Below are 16,561 nucleotides of genomic sequence, written 5' to 3'. Positions count from 1 at the left end.
AATGGGAGGTGGCCGATGAGTGGGAAGCAAAGTCAATACGATCTCGGTCTGGACAAGTCGCCCGCCAATTTCGTGCCGCTGACGCCGCTGAGTTTTTTGGCGCGCACCGCCGCCGTCTACCCTGATCATATCAGCGCGGTTTATGAGGGCCGTTCGTTCACCTGGGCGCAGACCTATGCCCGCTGCCGGCGCTTTGCCGCGTTCCTCACAAGCCGAGGCATCGGCTGCGGCGATACGGTGGCGGCGATGCTGCCGAATATCCCTGCGATGAACGAGCTGCATTTCGCCGTGCCGATGGCGGGTGCGGTCTTGAACGCGCTCAATATCCGCCTCGATGCCCCCTCCATCGCCTTCCAGCTCGATCATGGCGGCGCGAGGATCATTCTGGTCGATCCGGAATTTACCGACGTCATCGGCGAGGCTTTGAGCCTGATGAAGGGCCCAAAACCGTTGATCATCGATGTCGATGATCAAGCTTTCGCCGGCGGAAAGCGCATTGGCGAGATCGAATACGAGGCGGCGCTGTCGCAAGGCGACGAAAGCTTCGTCGCAAAGCTGCCCGTTGACGAATGGGACGCGATTGCGCTCAGTTATACTTCGGGCACCACAGGCAATCCCAAGGGGGTGGTGACGCATCACCGCGGCGCCTACCTCAATGCGGTGAGCAATATCCTCGCAGGCCAACTCGGCCAGCATCCGGTCTATCTCTGGACGCTGCCGATGTTCCATTGCAACGGCTGGTGCTTTCCCTGGACCATCGCGGCGGCGGCGGGCATCAATGTCTGCCTGCGCAAGGTCGACCCGACCAAGATTTTCGAGCTGATCAAAAAGCACGGCGTCACCCACATGTGCGGCGCGCCGATCGTCTACAATACCCTGATCAACGCCTCCGACGCGCCGAAAGGCAAAGCCGCGCGGCCCGTGGTCGGATTGATCGCGGGCGCGGCACCTCCAGTCGCGGTGCTGGAAGGCGCCGAAAGCATCGGCATCAGGCTGACGCATGTCTATGGACTGACCGAAGTCTATGGTCCGGCCTCAGTCTGCGCCGAGCAACCGGGCTGGGATGATCTGCCCGCCGAGCAGCGCGCGCAAATGAAGCGCCGGCAGGGCGTGCCCTACCCGCTGCAGGAAGCCGTCACCGTGATCGACCCCGAAACCATGCGCGAAGTGCCGCGCGACGGCGAGACCATCGGCGAGGTGATGTTCCGCGGCAATATCGTGATGAAGGGTTACCTCAGGAACGAGAAAGCGACGCAAGAGGCCTTTGCCGGCGGCTGGTTCCACACCGGCGACCTCGGCGTGCTCGACGAGCACGGCTATGTCATCATCAAGGACCGTTCCAAGGACATCATCATTTCCGGCGGCGAAAACATCTCCTCCGTCGAGGTCGAGGACGTGCTCTACAAGCATCCCGCGGTACTGTTCGCGGCGGTGGTCGCAAAGCCCGATGCAAAATGGGGCGAAGTGCCCTGCGCCTTCCTCGAGCTGAAGGACAATGCGCGGGTCACCGAAGCCGAGATCATCGCGTTCTGCCGCAGCCACATGTCGGGCTTCAAGACGCCGAAGGCCGTAGTGTTCGGGCCTATTCCGAAGACTTCGACCGGCAAAATCCAAAAATTCATGCTGCGTAATCAAGTGAATTCGGCAAAGGCGATTTCGGCCTGAGCGGCCCGCTTTCTTTATCATCCATCGTCACGGAGGGAAAAATGGCAGCGTCAGCGCCAAAAGTCCTTGGACCACATGATGGCAAGTCGGGTTTCCTCGGAAGCATCGGGGTGCGGTTCATGATCGATGGCCAAGAGGCCGGAGACCGCTTCGCGCTTGTGGAACATCCCATGCCGGCACGCGCGCTGGCCGCGCCGATGCACAAGCATTCTCGGGAGGACGAGTATTCCTATGTTCTCGAAGGCAAGATGGGTGCGCTGCTTGGAGACACTGTCGTGATTGGCAATCCCGGCGATCTTATCTTCAAGCCCCGCAACCAATGGCACACGTTCTGGAACGCGGGAGATGAACCCGCGCGGATCCTGGAGATCATTTCGCCGGCCGGCTTTGAGAATTATTTCCGCGAACTCGTTGACCTCGGCGGAGCAGCCAAAGCGGGGCCGCAGGCGCTAAGTGAGCTTTGCAGCCGATATGGTCTTGAGATGGACCCCAGCAGCATCCCGATTCTGATAGAGCGTTTCGGAGTAAGGCTCTCATGAGAGCTCAGTTCTAGCGATCGCGAGCCAACTCCAACCGCATGCCGTCATAGCCGGGGACCACGCCCGGCGGCAGGCTCGCGCGCAGTTCCTCGTAATCCAGGTCGGAATGCATGTTCGTGATGACGGCCCGGCGCGGCTTGAAGCGATCGATCCAGGACAGCGCGTCGCTGACGCTGAAGTGGCTGGGATGCGGCGCATAGCGCAACCCGTCGATGATCCAGAGATCGAGATCCCTGAGATGCGGCCAGCTCTCGGCCGGGATGTCGCTGACATCGGGCGTATAGGCGGCGTCCCCAACGCGATAACCGAGCGCGGGAATATTGCCGTGCTGCATGATGAAGGCGGAAAGCGTGACCGGACCGCCCTTCCCTTCGATGCTGCGGCTTTCGCCGGTCTCGATCGAATGCTGGGTCAGGATCGGCGGATAATCGCTGCCCGGCGGCGACACAAAGCAATAGGAAAACCGGTGCATGATGTCTTTTGCGGTCGATTGGTTCAGATAGACCGGAATACGCCGGCGCTGATGCAGCACGACCGACCGCAGATCGTCGATGCCATGGGTCTGGTCGGCATGCTCATGGGTCAGAAACACCGCGTCGATGTGATCGACCTCGGCGTCGATCAGCTGCTCGCGCAGATCGGGCGAGGTATCGATCACGATCCGCGTCAGCCCATGGTCGGAAGTTCGTTCGACCAATAACGAACAGCGGCGGCGGCGGTTTTTGGGATTATTGGGATCGCATTTGCCCCAGCCGAGCGCGGGTCGCGGGACGCCGGCCGAGGATCCGCAGCCCAAAATGGTCAGCGTCAGCGTCATGCAGCCGGCACTTTTGAAAATAGGCGAAAGAAATTCTCCGTGGTCTGGCGCGAAATCTCTTCGAGCGAGACGCCGCGGGTTTCCGCCAGGACTCTTGCGATCTCGACCACGTAAGACGGCTCGTTGCGCTTGCCGCGGAATTTGCCGGGCGCCAGATACGGCGCGTCGGTCTCGACCATGATGCGGTCGGCCGGAAGTTCGGCCGCGAGATCGCGCAAGGCCTGCGATTTCTTGAATGTCAAAATGCCCGTGAACGAGATCGAGAGCCCCAAGGAAATCGCCTTCATCGCCAGCTCTCGCCCGCCTGTGTAACAATGCAGCACGGCGCGAAACGATCCCTTTTGCATTTCGTCTTCGAGAATGCGGCCGCACCCCTCGTCGGCCTCGCGGGTGTGAATGACCAGCGGCAGGCCAGTCGCACGGGCGGCTGCGATATGAGCGCGAAATCCGCGCTCCTGCGCTTCGGGCGAGCCGTTGTCGTAGAAATTATCGAGCCCAGCTTCGCCCAAAGCCACCACCTTGGGATGCCGCGTCAGCTCGATCAGTTCGTCACTGGGGATGCCGTCTTCCTCATCCGCATGATGCGGATGGGTACCGACCGAGCAATAGACGTTTGGATACCGCCCGGCGATGTTCAATAGCTCGCCGAGCCGCCGCACCCGCGTCGAAATGGTGAGGATGCGCCCGATGCCGGCGGCATCTGCCCGCGCCACGATGCCGTCGAGGTCATCGGCGAAGTCGGGAAAATCGAGATGGCAGTGGCTGTCGACGAGCATCTGGCTTGTTCCGTTCAAGCCGCCGTCGGTTCGACGTAGCGTGGAAATACCGGCACGGGCGCCGGCAGCACGGTCCCGGGCTTGATGCGGGTCGCACCGCCGAGGGCCGCAAAATCGCGCGCGCCTTGCGGGATGCCGAGACTGTCCAGTAATTTCGCTGATGATTCCGGCATTACGGGTTGCGCCAAAATAGCGATCTGGCGCACGACTTCAGCGGTGACATAAAGCACCGTTGCCTGACGCGCCGGATCGGTCTTCGCCAGCGCCCAGGGTGCCTCGCCCGCGAAGTAGCGGTTGGCTTCGGCAACCACCGCCCACACGGCATTGAGCGCCTGATGAATCTGCTGCGTCGCCATCGCGGTCCGGGCGAGCGCGATCATGCCGTCGGCCTGCGCCAGGATCGCCTTGTCGTTGTCGGTGAAGGCGCCGGGCTCGGGCAACACGCCCTGATACTGTTTTGCAATCATGGACAGCGAACGTTGCGCCAGGTTGCCGAGATCGTTGGCGAGATCGGCATTGATGCGCGCGACAATCGCCTCGTGATTATAGTTGCCGTCCTGGCCGAACGGCACCTCGCGCAAGAAGAAATAGCGCACCTGATCGACGCCATACTGGTCGGCCAGGTTGAAGGGGTCGACGACATTGCCGAGCGACTTCGACATTTTTTCACCGCGGCTGAACAGGAAGCCGTGCGCATAAACCCGCTTCGGCACGGCAATGCGCGCCGACATCAGGAAGGCCGGCCAGTACACCGCGTGAAAACGGATGATGTCCTTGCCGATGATGTGAACGTCGGCCGGCCAATGACGCCAGTTGCTATCGCCCTCGTCGGGAAAGCCGACGCCGGTGATGTAGTTGGTCAGCGCGTCGACCCAGACATACATCACGTGCTCGGGATCGTTCGGCACCTTGACGCCCCAGTCGAACGTCGTGCGCGAAATCGACAAATCCCGCAATCCGCCCTTGACGAAACTGATGACCTCGTTACGCCGCGAATCCGGTCCGATGAAATCCGGCTGGCTCTCGTAAAGTGCCAGAAGCTTGTCCTGATAAGCGGACAATTTAAAGAAATAACTCTTCTCCTCGACCCATTCGACCGGAGTGCCCTGTGGGCCACGGCGCACCTTGTCGTCGCCGACAACGGTTTCCTCTTCGGCGTAATAGGCCTCATCGCGCACCGAATACCAGCCGGCGTAAGTGTCGATGTAGATGTCGCCGGCCTGCTGCATGCGATTCCAGACCACCTGAACCGAGCGATGATGCGCCGGTTCGGTGGTGCGGATGAAGCGGTCGAACGAGACGTTCAGCCGCTCGTCCATGTCCTTGAAGCGCTGCGCATTGCGGGTTGCGACCTGCATCGTCGGTAGATTTTCGGCCTCCGCGGTCTGGGCCATCTTCAGCCCGTGTTCGTCGGTGCCGGTGAGGAAGAAAACATCCTTGCCGTCGAGCCGCGCAAAGCGCGCCAACGCATCGGTCGCGATCGCCTCGTAGGCGTGGCCAATATGCGGCACGCCATTGGGATACGCGATCGCGGTCGTGATGTAGAAGGTCTCACGGGGCAAATTGGTCGCATTCGCCATAATTGCGAAGGCCTTTCATCGCTCTTCAAACGACGTGTGGTGATACGGTCTGGCTAAACCGGCCTGTCAGCCGGTCGCCTCCGCAAGCAGCCCGAACACCGAGAAAACCAGCGGCTTTCGCTCCAGATTATAGTCTGCGGTGTCGCGCGCGGCGCCGTTGATCTTTTCCCACACCTCCGCCAGCCGTGCAAGGCGGGCAAGGTTCGCATTGGGGTCGCTGCCGCGCAGGCGCTCGGCCACCCAGCGATCGACGCTGTCGATGAACGCCGCCAGCGCTACCCGGTCGCTGCCGCCGAGCGCGTCGCCCAACGCATGAAGTTCACGCGGATCGACCCGCGGCAAGCTCGCCAGCAGCGCCGCGGTCCGCTGCTGAAGTTTTAGGGCATCGCCGCCCATCAGCGTCAGCGCGCGGGCGACACTGCCCTCGGCGGCTTCCGCTGCCTCCGCCAGCGCGGGATCATCGGCCTCGAGGCGTGCGGCCTCGGCCGCCGCGCGCATCACATCGCCGGTCGCGAGCGGCCGCAGCGGCAGTTTTCGGCAGCGTGACAGGATGGTCGGCAGCACCCGCGCCGGCTGATGGCTGACGAGCAGAAACAGCGATTGCCGCGGCGGCTCCTCGAGAATTTTCAGAAGCGCGTTGGCGGCGTTGGGATTGAGCTCATCGACAGTGTCGACGATGCACACCCGCCAGCCATCGACCGCCGCGGTCGAGCCGAAGAACGAAATCGTCTCGCGCGTCTCGTCGACGGTAATCACGGTTCGCAGCACGCCCTTGTCGTTGTGGGTCCGCTGCAGCGTGAGCAGCCCGCCATGGGCGCCGGCGGAGACATGGCGCGCGACCGGATCGGACGGATCGACCCAAAGCGTCTCGGCGCGCTGCACGTCAGGTGCTAGCGGATTGCGATGGGTGAGCACGAAGCGCGCCATACGATAGGCGAGCGTCGCTTTGCCGATGCCAGCCGCGCCGCCAATCAGCCAGGCATGCGGAATGCGTCCGCTGCGGTAGGCATTCAATAACGCCGCCTCGGCCTCGCCGTGCCCGAACAGCGCGGTGGTTTCGCGCGGATGCACGGCGGAGATCTGCGGCTCGACCTGACGGGCGCTCATGCCGAACTGGCCACATTTTCAGTGCTGCTCGTGAAGAAACGGTCCCGCAAGGCGGTCCAGACGTGGGCGGCTACCGTGGCGGCGTCAGCATTGGCATCGATCAGCACGCAGCGCTCCGGCTCGCGGGCTGCGATCTGCCGGTAGGCCTCGCGCAAATCCTGGTGAAATTTGAGATTTTCCGCTTCGAATCTGTCGGGTGCGCCAGCGCCGCGGCGCGCGGCCGCGCGCTCGATGCCGATTTCGACCGGGATATCGAGAATGATGGTCAAATCCGGCTTGAGATCACCGATGGTGACCCGCTCCATCGCATTCAGAACCTCAGGCGCGACCTTCCCCATGCTGCCCTGATAGGCCCGCGTCGAATCCGAAAAGCGGTCGCACAGCACCCAGATTCCCTGGCTGAGTGCCGGCTTGATCACGGTGCGGACATGGTCGTCGCGCGCGGCCGCAAACAACAATGTTTCCGCATCAGGGCCCAATAACTTGCCCATGCCGGACAGCACGAGATGCCGGATCACCTCAGCCCCCGGCGATCCGCCGGGTTCGCGGGTGACGATGGCGCGCAGCTTGGCGGCATTCAGGCGCTCCGCCAGCGTTTTGATCTGGGTCGATTTGCCGGAGCCCTCGCCACCCTCAAAGGTGATAAATCGTCCGCGCCCAGGAGTTCGTTTGACCGCTGCTTCGGCCATCTCAGAGTTTCTCGGCGCCGGCGCGAAACATTCCAATCACGAGTTCGCTCGCGCCGTCGATCGCCCGCCGCATCGTCGATCCCCTGCCCACCGCTTCTGCCGCATAGACCGGCGCCTCCACCGCGAGGTTCGTGCCCCGCCACACCCTGACGACGCCGACCGGCTGGCCGGGCTCGATCGGCGCCTTCACCGGACCATTATAGACCACGCGCGCGATCAGCTTTTCGCTGCCGTTCTTCGGTACCATCACCTTGATCGGTTCGGGGCTTGAAAGCTTCACCGAGCGGCTGTCGCCGCCAAACACCTTGGCATAGCCGACCGGCTGCTCGGCTGCGAACAATGTCCGCGCCTCGAAACTGCGGAATCCCCATTCCAGCATTTTCTTGGCCTCGGTGGCGCGGTCGTCGGGATCTTCGAGGCCGTTGACGACGACGATCAGCCGGATGCCGTTTTGCACGGCGGAGCCGACCATGCCGTAGCCGCCCTCCTTGGTGTATCCGGTCTTCAGCCCATCGGCGCCCTCGAGCGAATTCAACAGCGGATTGCGGTTCTGCTGTCGGATCTTGTTCCAGGTGAATTCCTTCTCGCCGAACAATTTGTAGAATTCGGGATAGGTCAGGATGACGTAGCGCGCGAGCTTTGCCAGGTCGCGCACGGTCATCTTGTTGGCGGGGTCGGGCAGTCCGTTGGAATTACCAAAGGTCGATTGCGTCATGCCGAGTTCGCGCGCGCGCTTGGTCATGCTATCCGCGAAGGCGCGCTCATCGCCGGCGATCCCCTCCGCCAGCACGATGCAGGCATCGTTGCCGCTTGGAATGATGGCGCCATGCAGCAGATCGTCGACGGCGATCTTGCTGTGGATGGCGGCAAACATGGTCGACGTGCCCGAAGGCGCCCCGCCTTTCCGCCAGGCGTTTTCGCTGACGTGATATTCGTCGGTCAGTTTGATGTCGCCCTGCTTGATGGCGTGGAACACCACCTCGGCCGTCATCAGCTTCATCATGCTCGACGGCGCCCGCATCTCATCGGCGTTCTTCTCCCAGAGCACGCTGCCGCTGCTGGCTTCAATCAGGATCGCGGTCGGCGCATCGCCGTCGAAACCGCCCTCCTCCTTCTTGGCGCCCTGGACGCTCTGGTTGGCGGCGTAGACCACCCCACCCCACGCCACGGCCGCAACGACCAGGGCCGCGATCAGGCCATGCCGGCGGCGTCCCGTCGCCGGCCAAAATGTGCGCTGCGGTGAAACTTCGGTTGCCATCATCACTGCCTTGAAGCCGGCGTTCTAACAGTTGGAAGTACTGCCAACAACACAGGTTTTGCCCGACCATCGCGGCGGCCGATTGCGGCGGCGGCCAAACAACCTTAGAGTGTTGCACAATGGATGTCGCAACAAAATCCTTCAAACAGGGCGGAAACGCGATGCTCACCTCACGCACCATTTCCGCCAACGATATCGAGATCTTCCTGCTCGAACAGGGCGAAGGCCCGCTGGTGCTGCTGTGCCATGGCTGGCCGGAACTTTCCTATTCCTGGCGGCATCAGATTCCGGCGATCGCAGCGGCAGGCTTTCGTGTTGTCGCGCCGGACATGCGGGGGTTTGGACGAACCAGCGCGCCGGCCGATATCCTGGCGTACAGCCTGTTCGATACCGTGGGCGACATGGTCGCGCTGGTTGCAGCGCTTGGGGAAAAGCGCGCCGCCATTGTCGGCCATGACTGGGGCGCGCCGGTTGCCTGGCACGCGGCGCTGTTCCGCCCCGATGTTTTCTCAGCGGTAGCGGGCCTGAGCGTTCCCCCGCCTTCCCGCGGGCGGGGCCGGCCGCTCAAGACCTTGCGCGACGGTGGCATCACCAATTTCTATTGGCAATATTTTCAGGCGCCCGGCGTCGCTGAAGCCGAACTCGAGCGCGACGTCGGCTTGACCATGCGAACCCTGCTCGGGCGCGGCTTCTCCGATGCGGCGGCTTCCCTGTTTGTCGAGGATGGCAAGGGATTTCTCGGCAACCCGTGCGCCGATCGCCCGCGGCCGGATTGGCTCGGCGAAGCCGACCTTAGTTATTTCACCGAAGCCTACCAAAAGTCCGGGTTCCGGGGCGGCCTCAACTGGTACCGCAACCTCGACCGCAATTGGGAACTGACCGCGCCGTGGCAGGGCGCGCAAATCCATCAGCCGTCGCTGTTCATTGCGGGATCCAAGGACTCCGTCGTTACCGGCCTGATCGGCGGCAAGCGTATTGCCGACATGGAACGGGTGCTGCCCAACCTCAAACGCAAGCTCATCATCGAGGGGGCCGGACACTGGGTGCAGCAGGAACGCGCCGCGGAGGTCAACGCGGCGCTGATCGCGTTCCTAAGAGCGGCTCAATAGAGCCCGCGTCCGGCCAGCAATTCGCTCGGGCCGCGCGGATCGACCGGGGCATAAGCGCTGACGGACCTGGCATCGGCATCGGAGGCATCCGCCGTATACCGATCGTCATTTTCATAGGACACTGCGCGCTGATTTTCGCGCATGCGGCCGCTCGAACGGCCACGCGCCGAAGCCGACATCTCCGATGTCGCGTTGATCGAGGCAAGGTCGGCCGAGCTGTTGCCGAGGCTGTAGGGCCGGCCCTCCGGCAGCGGCACTTCGCCCCGGATCGGGCGGCCGTTCGACGGAATCTCCGGAACAAACGGACGGGCGGACGCCACCCGCACCATCGAGGGCGACGGCGCCGGCGCGCCGGTCCGCAAGGTTGCTATCAGCTGACGGTCGTCGGAGCCTTCGAGCGGTGCGCGGCCGACATATTCGACCCGCACGCGCGCCACGCCATTTCCTTTGAATTCAAGGAGTTCAGCGGCTTTATTCGAGACATCGATGAGCCGGTTGCCGTGGTAGGGTCCGCGGTCATTGACACGAACGACCAGCGACTTGCCATTGCTGAGGTTGGTCACCCGCGCATAGCACGGCATCGGCAGGGTTGGGTGAGCCGCCGTCAGTGACGCCATGTCGAACACTTCGCCATTGGCGGTAAGCCGGCCGTGGAAATCATCGCCGTACCAGGAGGCAAGCCCCTCCTCGCGATAATTGACATCTTCTTCCGGCACGTAGACCCGGCCTGCAACGGTATAGGGCTTGCCGATGCGGTAGACGCCGCCACCCTTCGGCACCGGTTCACCAAACGCGACCACCCGGGGACTGGAGGAAACGCCGTATCTGGGATCGACGCGGCTCGCGAATTTACCCGACGAGGCGCAATTGGCGAGCGCAAGGCATGCCGCCACGGCGACCGCGCTTCGCGCCATCAGCAGAATCTGATCTGGCCGTCGAATCCCCATACGCCCCAAATACCATTCCGCCGGCCGCACGCCTACTTCGAGGTGCTCGGCCGCCATACGCCCCCGATGCGCCCACTTCCGCATCAACGTATTAACATACCGCGGCGCGAACACGGCGGAAATGGGGAGAGCGCAGGCGTAGTGAATCAATGGTTGCGATGGCGGCCCGTCGGTTTACGGCGCCGCCGCGTCGGAATTGTTCGGTTCTGGCACGAATCTGTTGCCCGAAATCATCAGTCAGATTCGATTCTCGTTTTAGCGATGGAATCCTTTTGACTGTGCAACGTGGCAGTCGTTCTGTCCGACCCGGGGCGCAAAGGAAGTTTGCGATGATCGAGACGGTTACTGCTGTTTTGGGCCTGATGAGCGCCGGCATCTTCATTGCCCACGCGTTTGATGGCTTTCGTTCAAGGGCCTGAGTTCCGCGAAGCCACGGAGCTACCTCTTTAAAGAAGCGATTCCGAAAACTTCAATGAAGTCGGACCAGCATTGAGAGTGGCAGGTGTATGATGCGAACCCATGATCTCGTGACCCACGATGTCGTATCGGACGGCTTCCTCGCGCTAACCGCGGCCGGTTTCGTGGTTTTGTGCTCGAGCTTGCTTGCGATCGCGTTCAGCTAGTTCCACCCCCGGCGACGTCTGCCTCGGGATCGAGGCGGCATTCGGAATGTCCGCGCCGCGATCGGGAACCTTCAAAATCACCGTCGAGCGGCACGCAGCGCCCATATCAATGAACCGCGTCAGGCCGCGGCCGGGTCCGGATGAGGGGAAATCCGAACCCCTGACACAACCGGAACAGCGCCTCCCTCAAGGCCGCTCCGTCAATGCTCGCAATCACCGGGCAACTACGTCGACGACGGGGGCCGAGAAACAATTTGAGGTTCGGGCCAAGCTGAACACACGAAAGCGGTCGGACCAAATTGGATCCCGCGCCAACCCCGTTCTTGATCTTCCGACGGCCAGATGATTGATGTGCCAAGGACGGAAGGGTGGCCGAGTGGTTTAAGGCACCGGTCTTGAAAGACGAATAGCCACATCGCGGCCCATGCGGCGATGTGGCTCCCCATCTGGTTTTTCAGATACTTAGCTGGTTATCCATAGGCCCGTGTTGTGTGCGGGTTGACGCTGTCGGCTGTTGTTTGGGGCCTAACGTGGGGCCAAGATCGCCGGGCTTTTCGGAACCGGGATGAAGACTGATGTCCGGCTTATCCGCCACCGCTATCGCTCCGCGAGCGGTTCCGGCTAGTCTTGGTATTCCATCTTCGCGTCATGCGGGGAGAGAACGAAGCTCCCGCCATCGTCGTCGAGAACTCGAAAAAATCCGGTGTCGCGAGCGACCCCATTGCCGTCTTTGTATCTGACAATCCCAACGGCGCAGAGTTGGTGATTGCCCCATGCATCGCGGGCGATAGCTTGATCGGTGGCGTCGGACGTCTTGGCGGTCACCGACCGCCGCGCCCTCAGCCCAACCCATAGAGCGATTCGACTCCCCCGTTCCGGCCGCGCTTTCATGCCGGCCATGGCCGAACCCCAGAAGATCACCTTTGCCGAGATGCGCGCTGCCGGCGTTCGCGGTCTCTTGATCTATTGTGGGGACTATCGCTGCAGCCACTGGACAGCAATCAGCGGTGATCGATGGCCGGATGATGTCCGGCTGTCCGATCTGGAACCCCGGTTCATCTGCCAGGCCTGCGGCCAGCGAGGGGCCGACGTGCGCCCGAATTTCCATTGGGAAGAAGAAGCCAAGCGCGCAACGCCGGCTCGATCAAGGCTAGCGTGTGGCATGGGCCAGGCCAAATACTCTCCATCGTACCGCCTTGCTTTGGTCAAACCGGAGTGAAGCATGGGGCAGGACGTCGTCGACCTAACGTAAATCCGCCCGGCCATCCTTAGGCGGGTGACGTTGGACTGAGTACGGAGCGCCAATGGATTCCACGCTGAACCCGAAACCAACCGGAGTGATCGTGCGCTATTTTGAACAGATCGCGCGCGAGGATGAACAGATGGCGCGCACCCCGGCGGACGATGCCGCGCGCCATCCTCCTGCTGCCAACAATATCCAAGTCCCCGGCGACCGGCCGTGGTTTGGCAGGCCGGCGGTACGTGGCTTCGTTGGCTTGCTGTTGGCAGCGTGCATCGGTGTCGCCGCCGTCGCTTGGCAGTCCTACGGCGATGCGGCCAAACCGATTATCGCGAGATGGGCGCCGCGGTTCGTCCTGTCTTCATCGCTGCCGCTGGAAAACCCGGTGCCCCCCGCGCAACAGAGCCCACCTGTCGTTCAGGCGTCCGCGGCGACGGCAGCACCTCCGCAACCGGCAACTCTGGCGCCGACTGCAGCGGAAGGCGTCGCGCCGACCGCAGCTCCGGAATCGGCGCAGTTGCTCCAGCCGATGGCGCGCGATGTGGGGCACGAGATCGAACAGCTCAAGGCCAGCATCGAGCAGCTCAAGATCAACCAGGAACAAATGACCCGCGACAATGCGAGGGCCGCCGAGCAGCTCAACGCGAGTCAGGAACAAATGGCCCAAGTCATTGCAAAAGCTTCCGAGCAGAACCTGCGGCCCAAGATATCAGCGCCTCCGCCACGGCCGACTGCCACCCCGACGCGCAAGCCGGTGCCGATACGCCCGTCGCCCCAAGCCAGAGCTCAGCCGCAAGACACACCGCAGCCGCAGGCCGAACCGCAGTTGCCATCGGCGCCGCGGCAGCCCGTGCGCTAGCACCGCATGCGTCAAGGCGAGCGCAACGACCTTCCCGCAATTGAGGGAAGGTCCATTTCTCAGGCCGACGCCGCTACAATGCTCAACGCCGGCCGCGGCGCCCAGGCGTTGCTTTGGGCCTCGGCCGGGCCGAGTCGGGAGCCGGACGGACGAAATTTAGATTCCGCGCTACTCTCCGTCGGCGCGGTACTCCTCCGCGCACCGTGCTGCATTGGGGAAGAGAACCCGCTCGTTGATTCCTTCACGGGCGGGTTTTTCGTGTGCATCACCCGGCGCGCGATGACGCGATCAGGCGTTGGGCTTCGGTCGATCACCTCGCCGGTTACGTCGGCCGCGATCGTCTCATTTTTTTCCGCGCGATTTCCATAGTGTCGAGCAACCGATCGGCGGCTTTCTTGAAAATTTTTACGCCGTCGCGCTCGCGAATCCGGTCGAGTGTTTCCCAGATGGCGGCTATGGCTGCGCGCTTGGCGTTGCCATCGACTTTGGCGCTGGTTTTCGGCTCGGCTGGCATGGGCCACCTCCCGATGTTCCTGCCTCGCGGGCACGGTCCCCGCCTAGGGGTACTAAGGGGCTTTTGGGGCGGCGAGGACCGTGCAGGCCGCCTGTACAGCAAACGGCCCGATCTAATAACGCGGATTTTCGGGCGGTCGTTCCTGCGACATTTTTCCGCCCGATGAGCCCGTATCGTGCCCCGCGCGGATTTAGTATCCGGCGCTAGGCAACAGACATTTTTACGAACGCCTATGCCGCGCCGATAGCGTCGACGATGTCGCGCGCAAATGCGAAGAGCTGGGATTAAAGCCGAAGGTCCGGCGCCGATGATGTCCGGTTTGGCGCGCATTTCGGACTCGCGTCGGGCGTCGCGCCATGTCCGAAAAGTGCCAATGAGCGACATCGCGTTCACCTAAGGAGACCGCGACACCCTCGGAGGCGCGCCAATGCCGCCCCGCAAGCAACGCAGCCGGGATCAGCAGCCCGAGCTGCGGCCTGTAGATCAGCAGTCCGAAGGCGTCGAGGGACGCGCCGACCACCGCCTGCTCGAAAACGATGCTTGGTAAACACGAGGTTGACGAACTATCAATAATCCGACGTTTCGATGAACTTCGCCCTGCTCAGGGCCGATGCCGAAAGGCTCCGATACCGCCATAGCCTTAATGGTTAATTCGAAATTGCAATTGCCAGTCGCATTTTAAGTTTTAGTATCGATAGTCGTGCGGATTTTGCCGACGCCGCATCAACCCCGGCCATGCGTACCGTGCGATAAGGGACCGCCGCTCTGCCCCAGGGCGACGGCCCCGCCGAAATAAGCAATGTGCGATGGAACCGGCGCCGTGCCGGCAGTTGCGGAATGAGCCGTCCGGTGATCGCCCGGGCGGCTTGTTCTATGCAGTGCGCGCCGCCTCCAAAAGCAGCTCTTGCCATATCTCGAATAACGTCACTCGGAAAATTCGAACGGAGCAGGCATTGAAAGCCCAATTCGTGGCCTGCGATTAGTTTCAACTCAATGGCACGCGCAGCCGCATCGATTTCTCTTCGGTGATTGCCGATTGCATCGGCCTATCCCCAGCGCCAATTGACTGAATGACCTTGCTGTGGAAGGTCCACGCCGCTTCGGTTGCGATGGTTCCAAGCCGCACTTGAAGTGCAGCTAGCTTGATCAGAGCAACAATTAATTCGGAAAAACGCCCCTTAAATCGGGTAACTTCAGCTCTTCCCTTCACAGCATGCACGCTCGCATTACAAGACGCCATGGAGTCGCAAGTTCGTTTGGAGCTTGAGCGCCTGAAGGAGTGCTTGGCTAAGATTAGGTAGCTGAGCCCCGCGCGGCCGCCAGCTCGTCACCCTCGAAGAGGCCGGCCACTATATTACCAAGCTCCCGAAGGTCGAGCACGAAGCCGCGGAATGGCAAGCGGCGATGGAAGCTTTGATCCTGGTGGCGACGCGCGGCGGTCCGACGATGATGGCGCGCATCGGTGTCATGAAGGCATTGAACCGAAACGTCGAGCGTGTGTTCATGTCGCGCAAAGATCACCATTGGGGAAAGCGCAAGCTGGCGCGCGACCGATGAAACCAGGTCGGAGCCATCGCCCCTAATCTGCCCGAATCGCAATCGCATTTTGCTTTCGTCGACGCTATGGCGTCGACGATCCCATACTTCCGCCTCATCGCGGTTAGCCTCAACCACTGACTCCAGATGGGGCGGATTTTTCAATTTGACCAAGCCGGACAAAGCAAAAGCCGCCGAGCGTGCCCGGCGGCTTCAGGTTTCGGACGGCCTTTCTTACGCGGCAGCCAGTGCGGCGATAAGCCGACTATGGACGCATCGGTATCTGCCGTAATCGGCGCCCTGGCCGCCGGCTTCCTGGGGTCCTAAAGTGGATTGGGTCCATGTTCGCATTGCGTTCGGCCGATCGCTACGCTAGGCGTTTGAAATTATTGGTTTGGAAGGGTGGCCGAGCGGTTTAAGGCACCGGTCTTGAAATACGAAAGGGGCGCATGTCATGTCACGGCATCGCGCCCCTTTTTCGTACATTTTTCAGTAGGTTAGACGGCCCTGCCCCACAGCCTCGTGGCAAGTGATATCACTTCAATAGCAGCCTCTTCACCGCGAGATTGGTCCAAAGATTGGTCCAGGCGGCGAGAATGGGGGGGCTTACTGGGCGGGTGCCTTGTGCAGGCCGCTCTACCCGGTTGAGGTCTGCGAAAATAATTTGGCGATAAAAAGTGGCGATAGCCGACTGGAATGGTCGTATCGCTCCGACGTCCGCGGCGACGGCAGCACCTCCGCAACCGGCACCTCTGGCGCAGACTGCAGCGGAAGGCGTCGCGCCGACCGCAGCTCCGGAATCGGCGCAGTTGCTCCAGTCGATGGCGCGCGATCTCGCAACCGCGGGGCACGAGATCGAGCAGCTCAAGGCCAGTATCGAGCAGCTCAAGATCAACCAGGAACAAATGACCCGCGACAATGCGAGGGCCGCCGAGCAGTTCAAGGCGAGCCAAGAACAAATGGCCCGCGATATTGCCAACGCTTCCGAGCAGAGCCTGCGGCCCAAGATATCAGCGCCTCCGCCACGGCCGACTGCCACCCCGACGCGCAAGCCGGTGCCGATACGCCCGTCGCCCCAAGCCAGAGCTCAGCCGCAAGACACACCGCAGCCGCAGGTCGAACCGCAGTTGCCATCGGCGCCGCGGCAGCCCGTGCGCTAGCACCGCATGCGTCAAGGCGAGCGCAACGACCTTCCCGCAATTGAGGGAAGGTCCATTTCTCAGGCCGACGCCGCTACAATGCTCAACGCCGGCCGCGGCGCCCAGGCGTTGCTTTGGGCCTCGGCCGGGCCGAGTCGGGAGC

The 16,561-nt window shown here is 62.2% G+C and carries 17 protein-coding genes; 6 read left to right on the top strand and 11 right to left on the bottom strand.

The genetic code is table 11. The features are described 5' to 3' along the window. The first annotated feature begins 15 nt into the window (after positions 1-15). The gene (locus tag B5526_RS00240; protein ID WP_079535983.1) at positions 16-1,665 is read left to right on the top strand and encodes an acyl-CoA synthetase; all 1,650 of its coding nucleotides are present in this window, start codon (positions 16-18) and stop codon (positions 1,663-1,665) included. A gap of 41 nt (positions 1,666-1,706) precedes the next feature. Next, positions 1,707-2,204: a cupin domain-containing protein gene (locus B5526_RS00235; RefSeq protein ID WP_079535982.1), complete on the top strand. Its 498-nt coding sequence runs from the start codon at positions 1,707-1,709 to the stop codon at positions 2,202-2,204. Between the two features lie 10 nt (positions 2,205-2,214). Here the strand turns inward: B5526_RS00235 and B5526_RS00230 are convergent, their stop codons facing one another. From B5526_RS00230 to B5526_RS00205, 6 genes are all read right to left on the bottom strand, one after another. After that, positions 2,215-3,021, bottom strand: coding sequence for an MBL fold metallo-hydrolase (locus B5526_RS00230; protein ID WP_079535980.1), 807 nt, complete (start codon positions 3,019-3,021; stop codon positions 2,215-2,217). Continuing rightward, positions 3,018-3,797: a TatD family hydrolase gene (locus B5526_RS00225; RefSeq protein WP_079544577.1), complete on the bottom strand. Its 780-nt coding sequence runs from the start codon at positions 3,795-3,797 to the stop codon at positions 3,018-3,020. Before B5526_RS00225 ends, B5526_RS00230 begins: the two co-directional genes overlap by 4 nt. A 14-nt stretch (positions 3,798-3,811) precedes the next feature. Beyond that, the gene (gene metG, locus B5526_RS00220) at positions 3,812-5,377 is read right to left on the bottom strand and encodes a methionine--tRNA ligase (protein WP_079535978.1); all 1,566 of its coding nucleotides are present in this window, start codon (positions 5,375-5,377) and stop codon (positions 3,812-3,814) included. 66 nt (positions 5,378-5,443) lie between these two features. After that, the gene (locus B5526_RS00215; protein ID WP_079535976.1) at positions 5,444-6,484 is read right to left on the bottom strand and encodes a DNA polymerase III subunit delta'; all 1,041 of its coding nucleotides are present in this window, start codon (positions 6,482-6,484) and stop codon (positions 5,444-5,446) included. After that, positions 6,481-7,173 (bottom strand): dTMP kinase, encoded by a 693-nt coding sequence (gene tmk / locus B5526_RS00210; protein ID WP_079535975.1) that lies wholly within the window; start codon positions 7,171-7,173, stop codon positions 6,481-6,483. Before tmk ends, B5526_RS00215 begins: the two co-directional genes overlap by 4 nt. A 1-nt stretch (position 7,174) precedes the next feature. Continuing rightward, entirely contained in the window at positions 7,175-8,431 is a 1,257-nt protein-coding gene (locus B5526_RS00205; protein ID WP_079544576.1) for a D-alanyl-D-alanine carboxypeptidase family protein, read from the bottom strand. Positions 8,432-8,592: 161 nt separating this feature from the next. Here B5526_RS00205 and B5526_RS00200 point away from each other — a divergent pair, with 161 nt between their 5' ends. After that, positions 8,593-9,540 (top strand): alpha/beta fold hydrolase, encoded by a 948-nt coding sequence (locus tag B5526_RS00200; protein WP_079544575.1) that lies wholly within the window; start codon positions 8,593-8,595, stop codon positions 9,538-9,540. Here B5526_RS00200 and B5526_RS00195 read toward each other — a convergent pair. Together B5526_RS00195 and B5526_RS00190 are read right to left on the bottom strand one after the other, a co-directional pair. Then, positions 9,534-10,487 carry a septal ring lytic transglycosylase RlpA family protein gene (locus B5526_RS00195; protein ID WP_079535973.1) on the bottom strand — a complete coding sequence of 318 codons (954 nt, stop codon included), beginning with the start codon at positions 10,485-10,487 and terminating at the stop codon, positions 9,534-9,536. The two genes, B5526_RS00200 and B5526_RS00195, sit on opposite strands and share 7 nt — an antisense overlap. Before the next feature lie 1,244 nt (positions 10,488-11,731). Beyond that, positions 11,732-12,010, bottom strand: coding sequence for a hypothetical protein (locus B5526_RS00190; protein ID WP_079535971.1), 279 nt, complete (start codon positions 12,008-12,010; stop codon positions 11,732-11,734). Here B5526_RS00190 and B5526_RS39560 point away from each other — a divergent pair. Beyond that, entirely contained in the window at positions 12,009-12,329 is a 321-nt protein-coding gene (locus B5526_RS39560; protein WP_349642758.1) for a hypothetical protein, read from the top strand. The genes B5526_RS00190 and B5526_RS39560 overlap by 2 nt on opposite strands. 85 nt (positions 12,330-12,414) lie before the next feature. Continuing rightward, positions 12,415-13,209, top strand: coding sequence for a hypothetical protein (locus tag B5526_RS00180; protein WP_079535970.1), 795 nt, complete (start codon positions 12,415-12,417; stop codon positions 13,207-13,209). Between the two features lie 322 nt (positions 13,210-13,531). Here B5526_RS00180 and B5526_RS00175 read toward each other — a convergent pair whose 3' ends face one another. The 3 genes from B5526_RS00175 to B5526_RS39555 all read right to left on the bottom strand — a co-directional run bounded on the left by B5526_RS00175 (position 13,532) and on the right by B5526_RS39555 (position 15,442). After that, complete coding sequence (locus B5526_RS00175; RefSeq protein WP_079535968.1) at positions 13,532-13,723, bottom strand: hypothetical protein; 192 nt, start codon at positions 13,721-13,723, stop codon at positions 13,532-13,534. A gap of 985 nt (positions 13,724-14,708) precedes the next feature. After that, entirely contained in the window at positions 14,709-14,963 is a 255-nt protein-coding gene (locus tag B5526_RS38285) for a hypothetical protein (RefSeq protein ID WP_172841934.1), read from the bottom strand. A 53-nt stretch (positions 14,964-15,016) separates the two neighbouring features. Then, positions 15,017-15,442: a hypothetical protein gene (locus B5526_RS39555; RefSeq protein ID WP_154071041.1), complete on the bottom strand. Its 426-nt coding sequence runs from the start codon at positions 15,440-15,442 to the stop codon at positions 15,017-15,019. Between the two features lie 494 nt (positions 15,443-15,936). On the opposite strand from B5526_RS39555, the gene B5526_RS00165 reads away from it, so the two are divergent. Next, complete coding sequence (locus B5526_RS00165; RefSeq protein WP_154071040.1) at positions 15,937-16,419, top strand: hypothetical protein; 483 nt, start codon at positions 15,937-15,939, stop codon at positions 16,417-16,419. The last annotated feature ends 142 nt before the right edge of the window (positions 16,420-16,561 follow it).

This window comes from Bradyrhizobium lablabi (assembly GCF_900141755.1).
Lineage (GTDB): Bacteria > Pseudomonadota > Alphaproteobacteria > Rhizobiales > Xanthobacteraceae > Bradyrhizobium > Bradyrhizobium lablabi_A.
Note: the sequence above shows the minus strand (reverse complement) of the source record. Positions and strands in the feature narration are given on the sequence as shown.

Bases quoted from the DNA above. Each gene is read 5' to 3' on its own strand.
- B5526_RS00225 (WP_079544577.1), bottom strand. From the start codon at position 3,797: ATGCTCGTCGACAGCCACTGCCATCTCGATTTTCCCGACTTCGCCGAT.
- B5526_RS39560 (WP_349642758.1), top strand. From the start codon at position 12,009: ATGGCCGAACCCCAGAAGATCACCTTTGCCGAGATGCGCGCTGCCGGC.
- metG (WP_079535978.1), bottom strand. From the start codon at position 5,377: ATGGCGAATGCGACCAATTTGCCCCGTGAGACCTTCTACATCACGACC.
- B5526_RS00215 (WP_079535976.1), bottom strand. From the start codon at position 6,484: ATGAGCGCCCGTCAGGTCGAGCCGCAGATCTCCGCCGTGCATCCGCGC.
- B5526_RS00195 (WP_079535973.1), bottom strand. From the start codon at position 10,487: ATGGGGATTCGACGGCCAGATCAGATTCTGCTGATGGCGCGAAGCGCG.
- B5526_RS00230 (WP_079535980.1), bottom strand. From the start codon at position 3,021: ATGACGCTGACGCTGACCATTTTGGGCTGCGGATCCTCGGCCGGCGTC.
- B5526_RS00235 (WP_079535982.1), top strand. From the start codon at position 1,707: ATGGCAGCGTCAGCGCCAAAAGTCCTTGGACCACATGATGGCAAGTCG.
- tmk (WP_079535975.1), bottom strand. From the start codon at position 7,173: ATGGCCGAAGCAGCGGTCAAACGAACTCCTGGGCGCGGACGATTTATC.
- B5526_RS00240 (WP_079535983.1), top strand. From the start codon at position 16: ATGAGTGGGAAGCAAAGTCAATACGATCTCGGTCTGGACAAGTCGCCC.
- B5526_RS00175 (WP_079535968.1), bottom strand. From the start codon at position 13,723: ATGCCAGCCGAGCCGAAAACCAGCGCCAAAGTCGATGGCAACGCCAAG.
- B5526_RS00205 (WP_079544576.1), bottom strand. From the start codon at position 8,431: ATGGCAACCGAAGTTTCACCGCAGCGCACATTTTGGCCGGCGACGGGA.
- B5526_RS00200 (WP_079544575.1), top strand. From the start codon at position 8,593: ATGCTCACCTCACGCACCATTTCCGCCAACGATATCGAGATCTTCCTG.
- B5526_RS38285 (WP_172841934.1), bottom strand. From the start codon at position 14,963: ATGGCGTCTTGTAATGCGAGCGTGCATGCTGTGAAGGGAAGAGCTGAA.
- B5526_RS00190 (WP_079535971.1), bottom strand. From the start codon at position 12,010: ATGGCCGGCATGAAAGCGCGGCCGGAACGGGGGAGTCGAATCGCTCTA.
- B5526_RS00180 (WP_079535970.1), top strand. From the start codon at position 12,415: ATGGATTCCACGCTGAACCCGAAACCAACCGGAGTGATCGTGCGCTAT.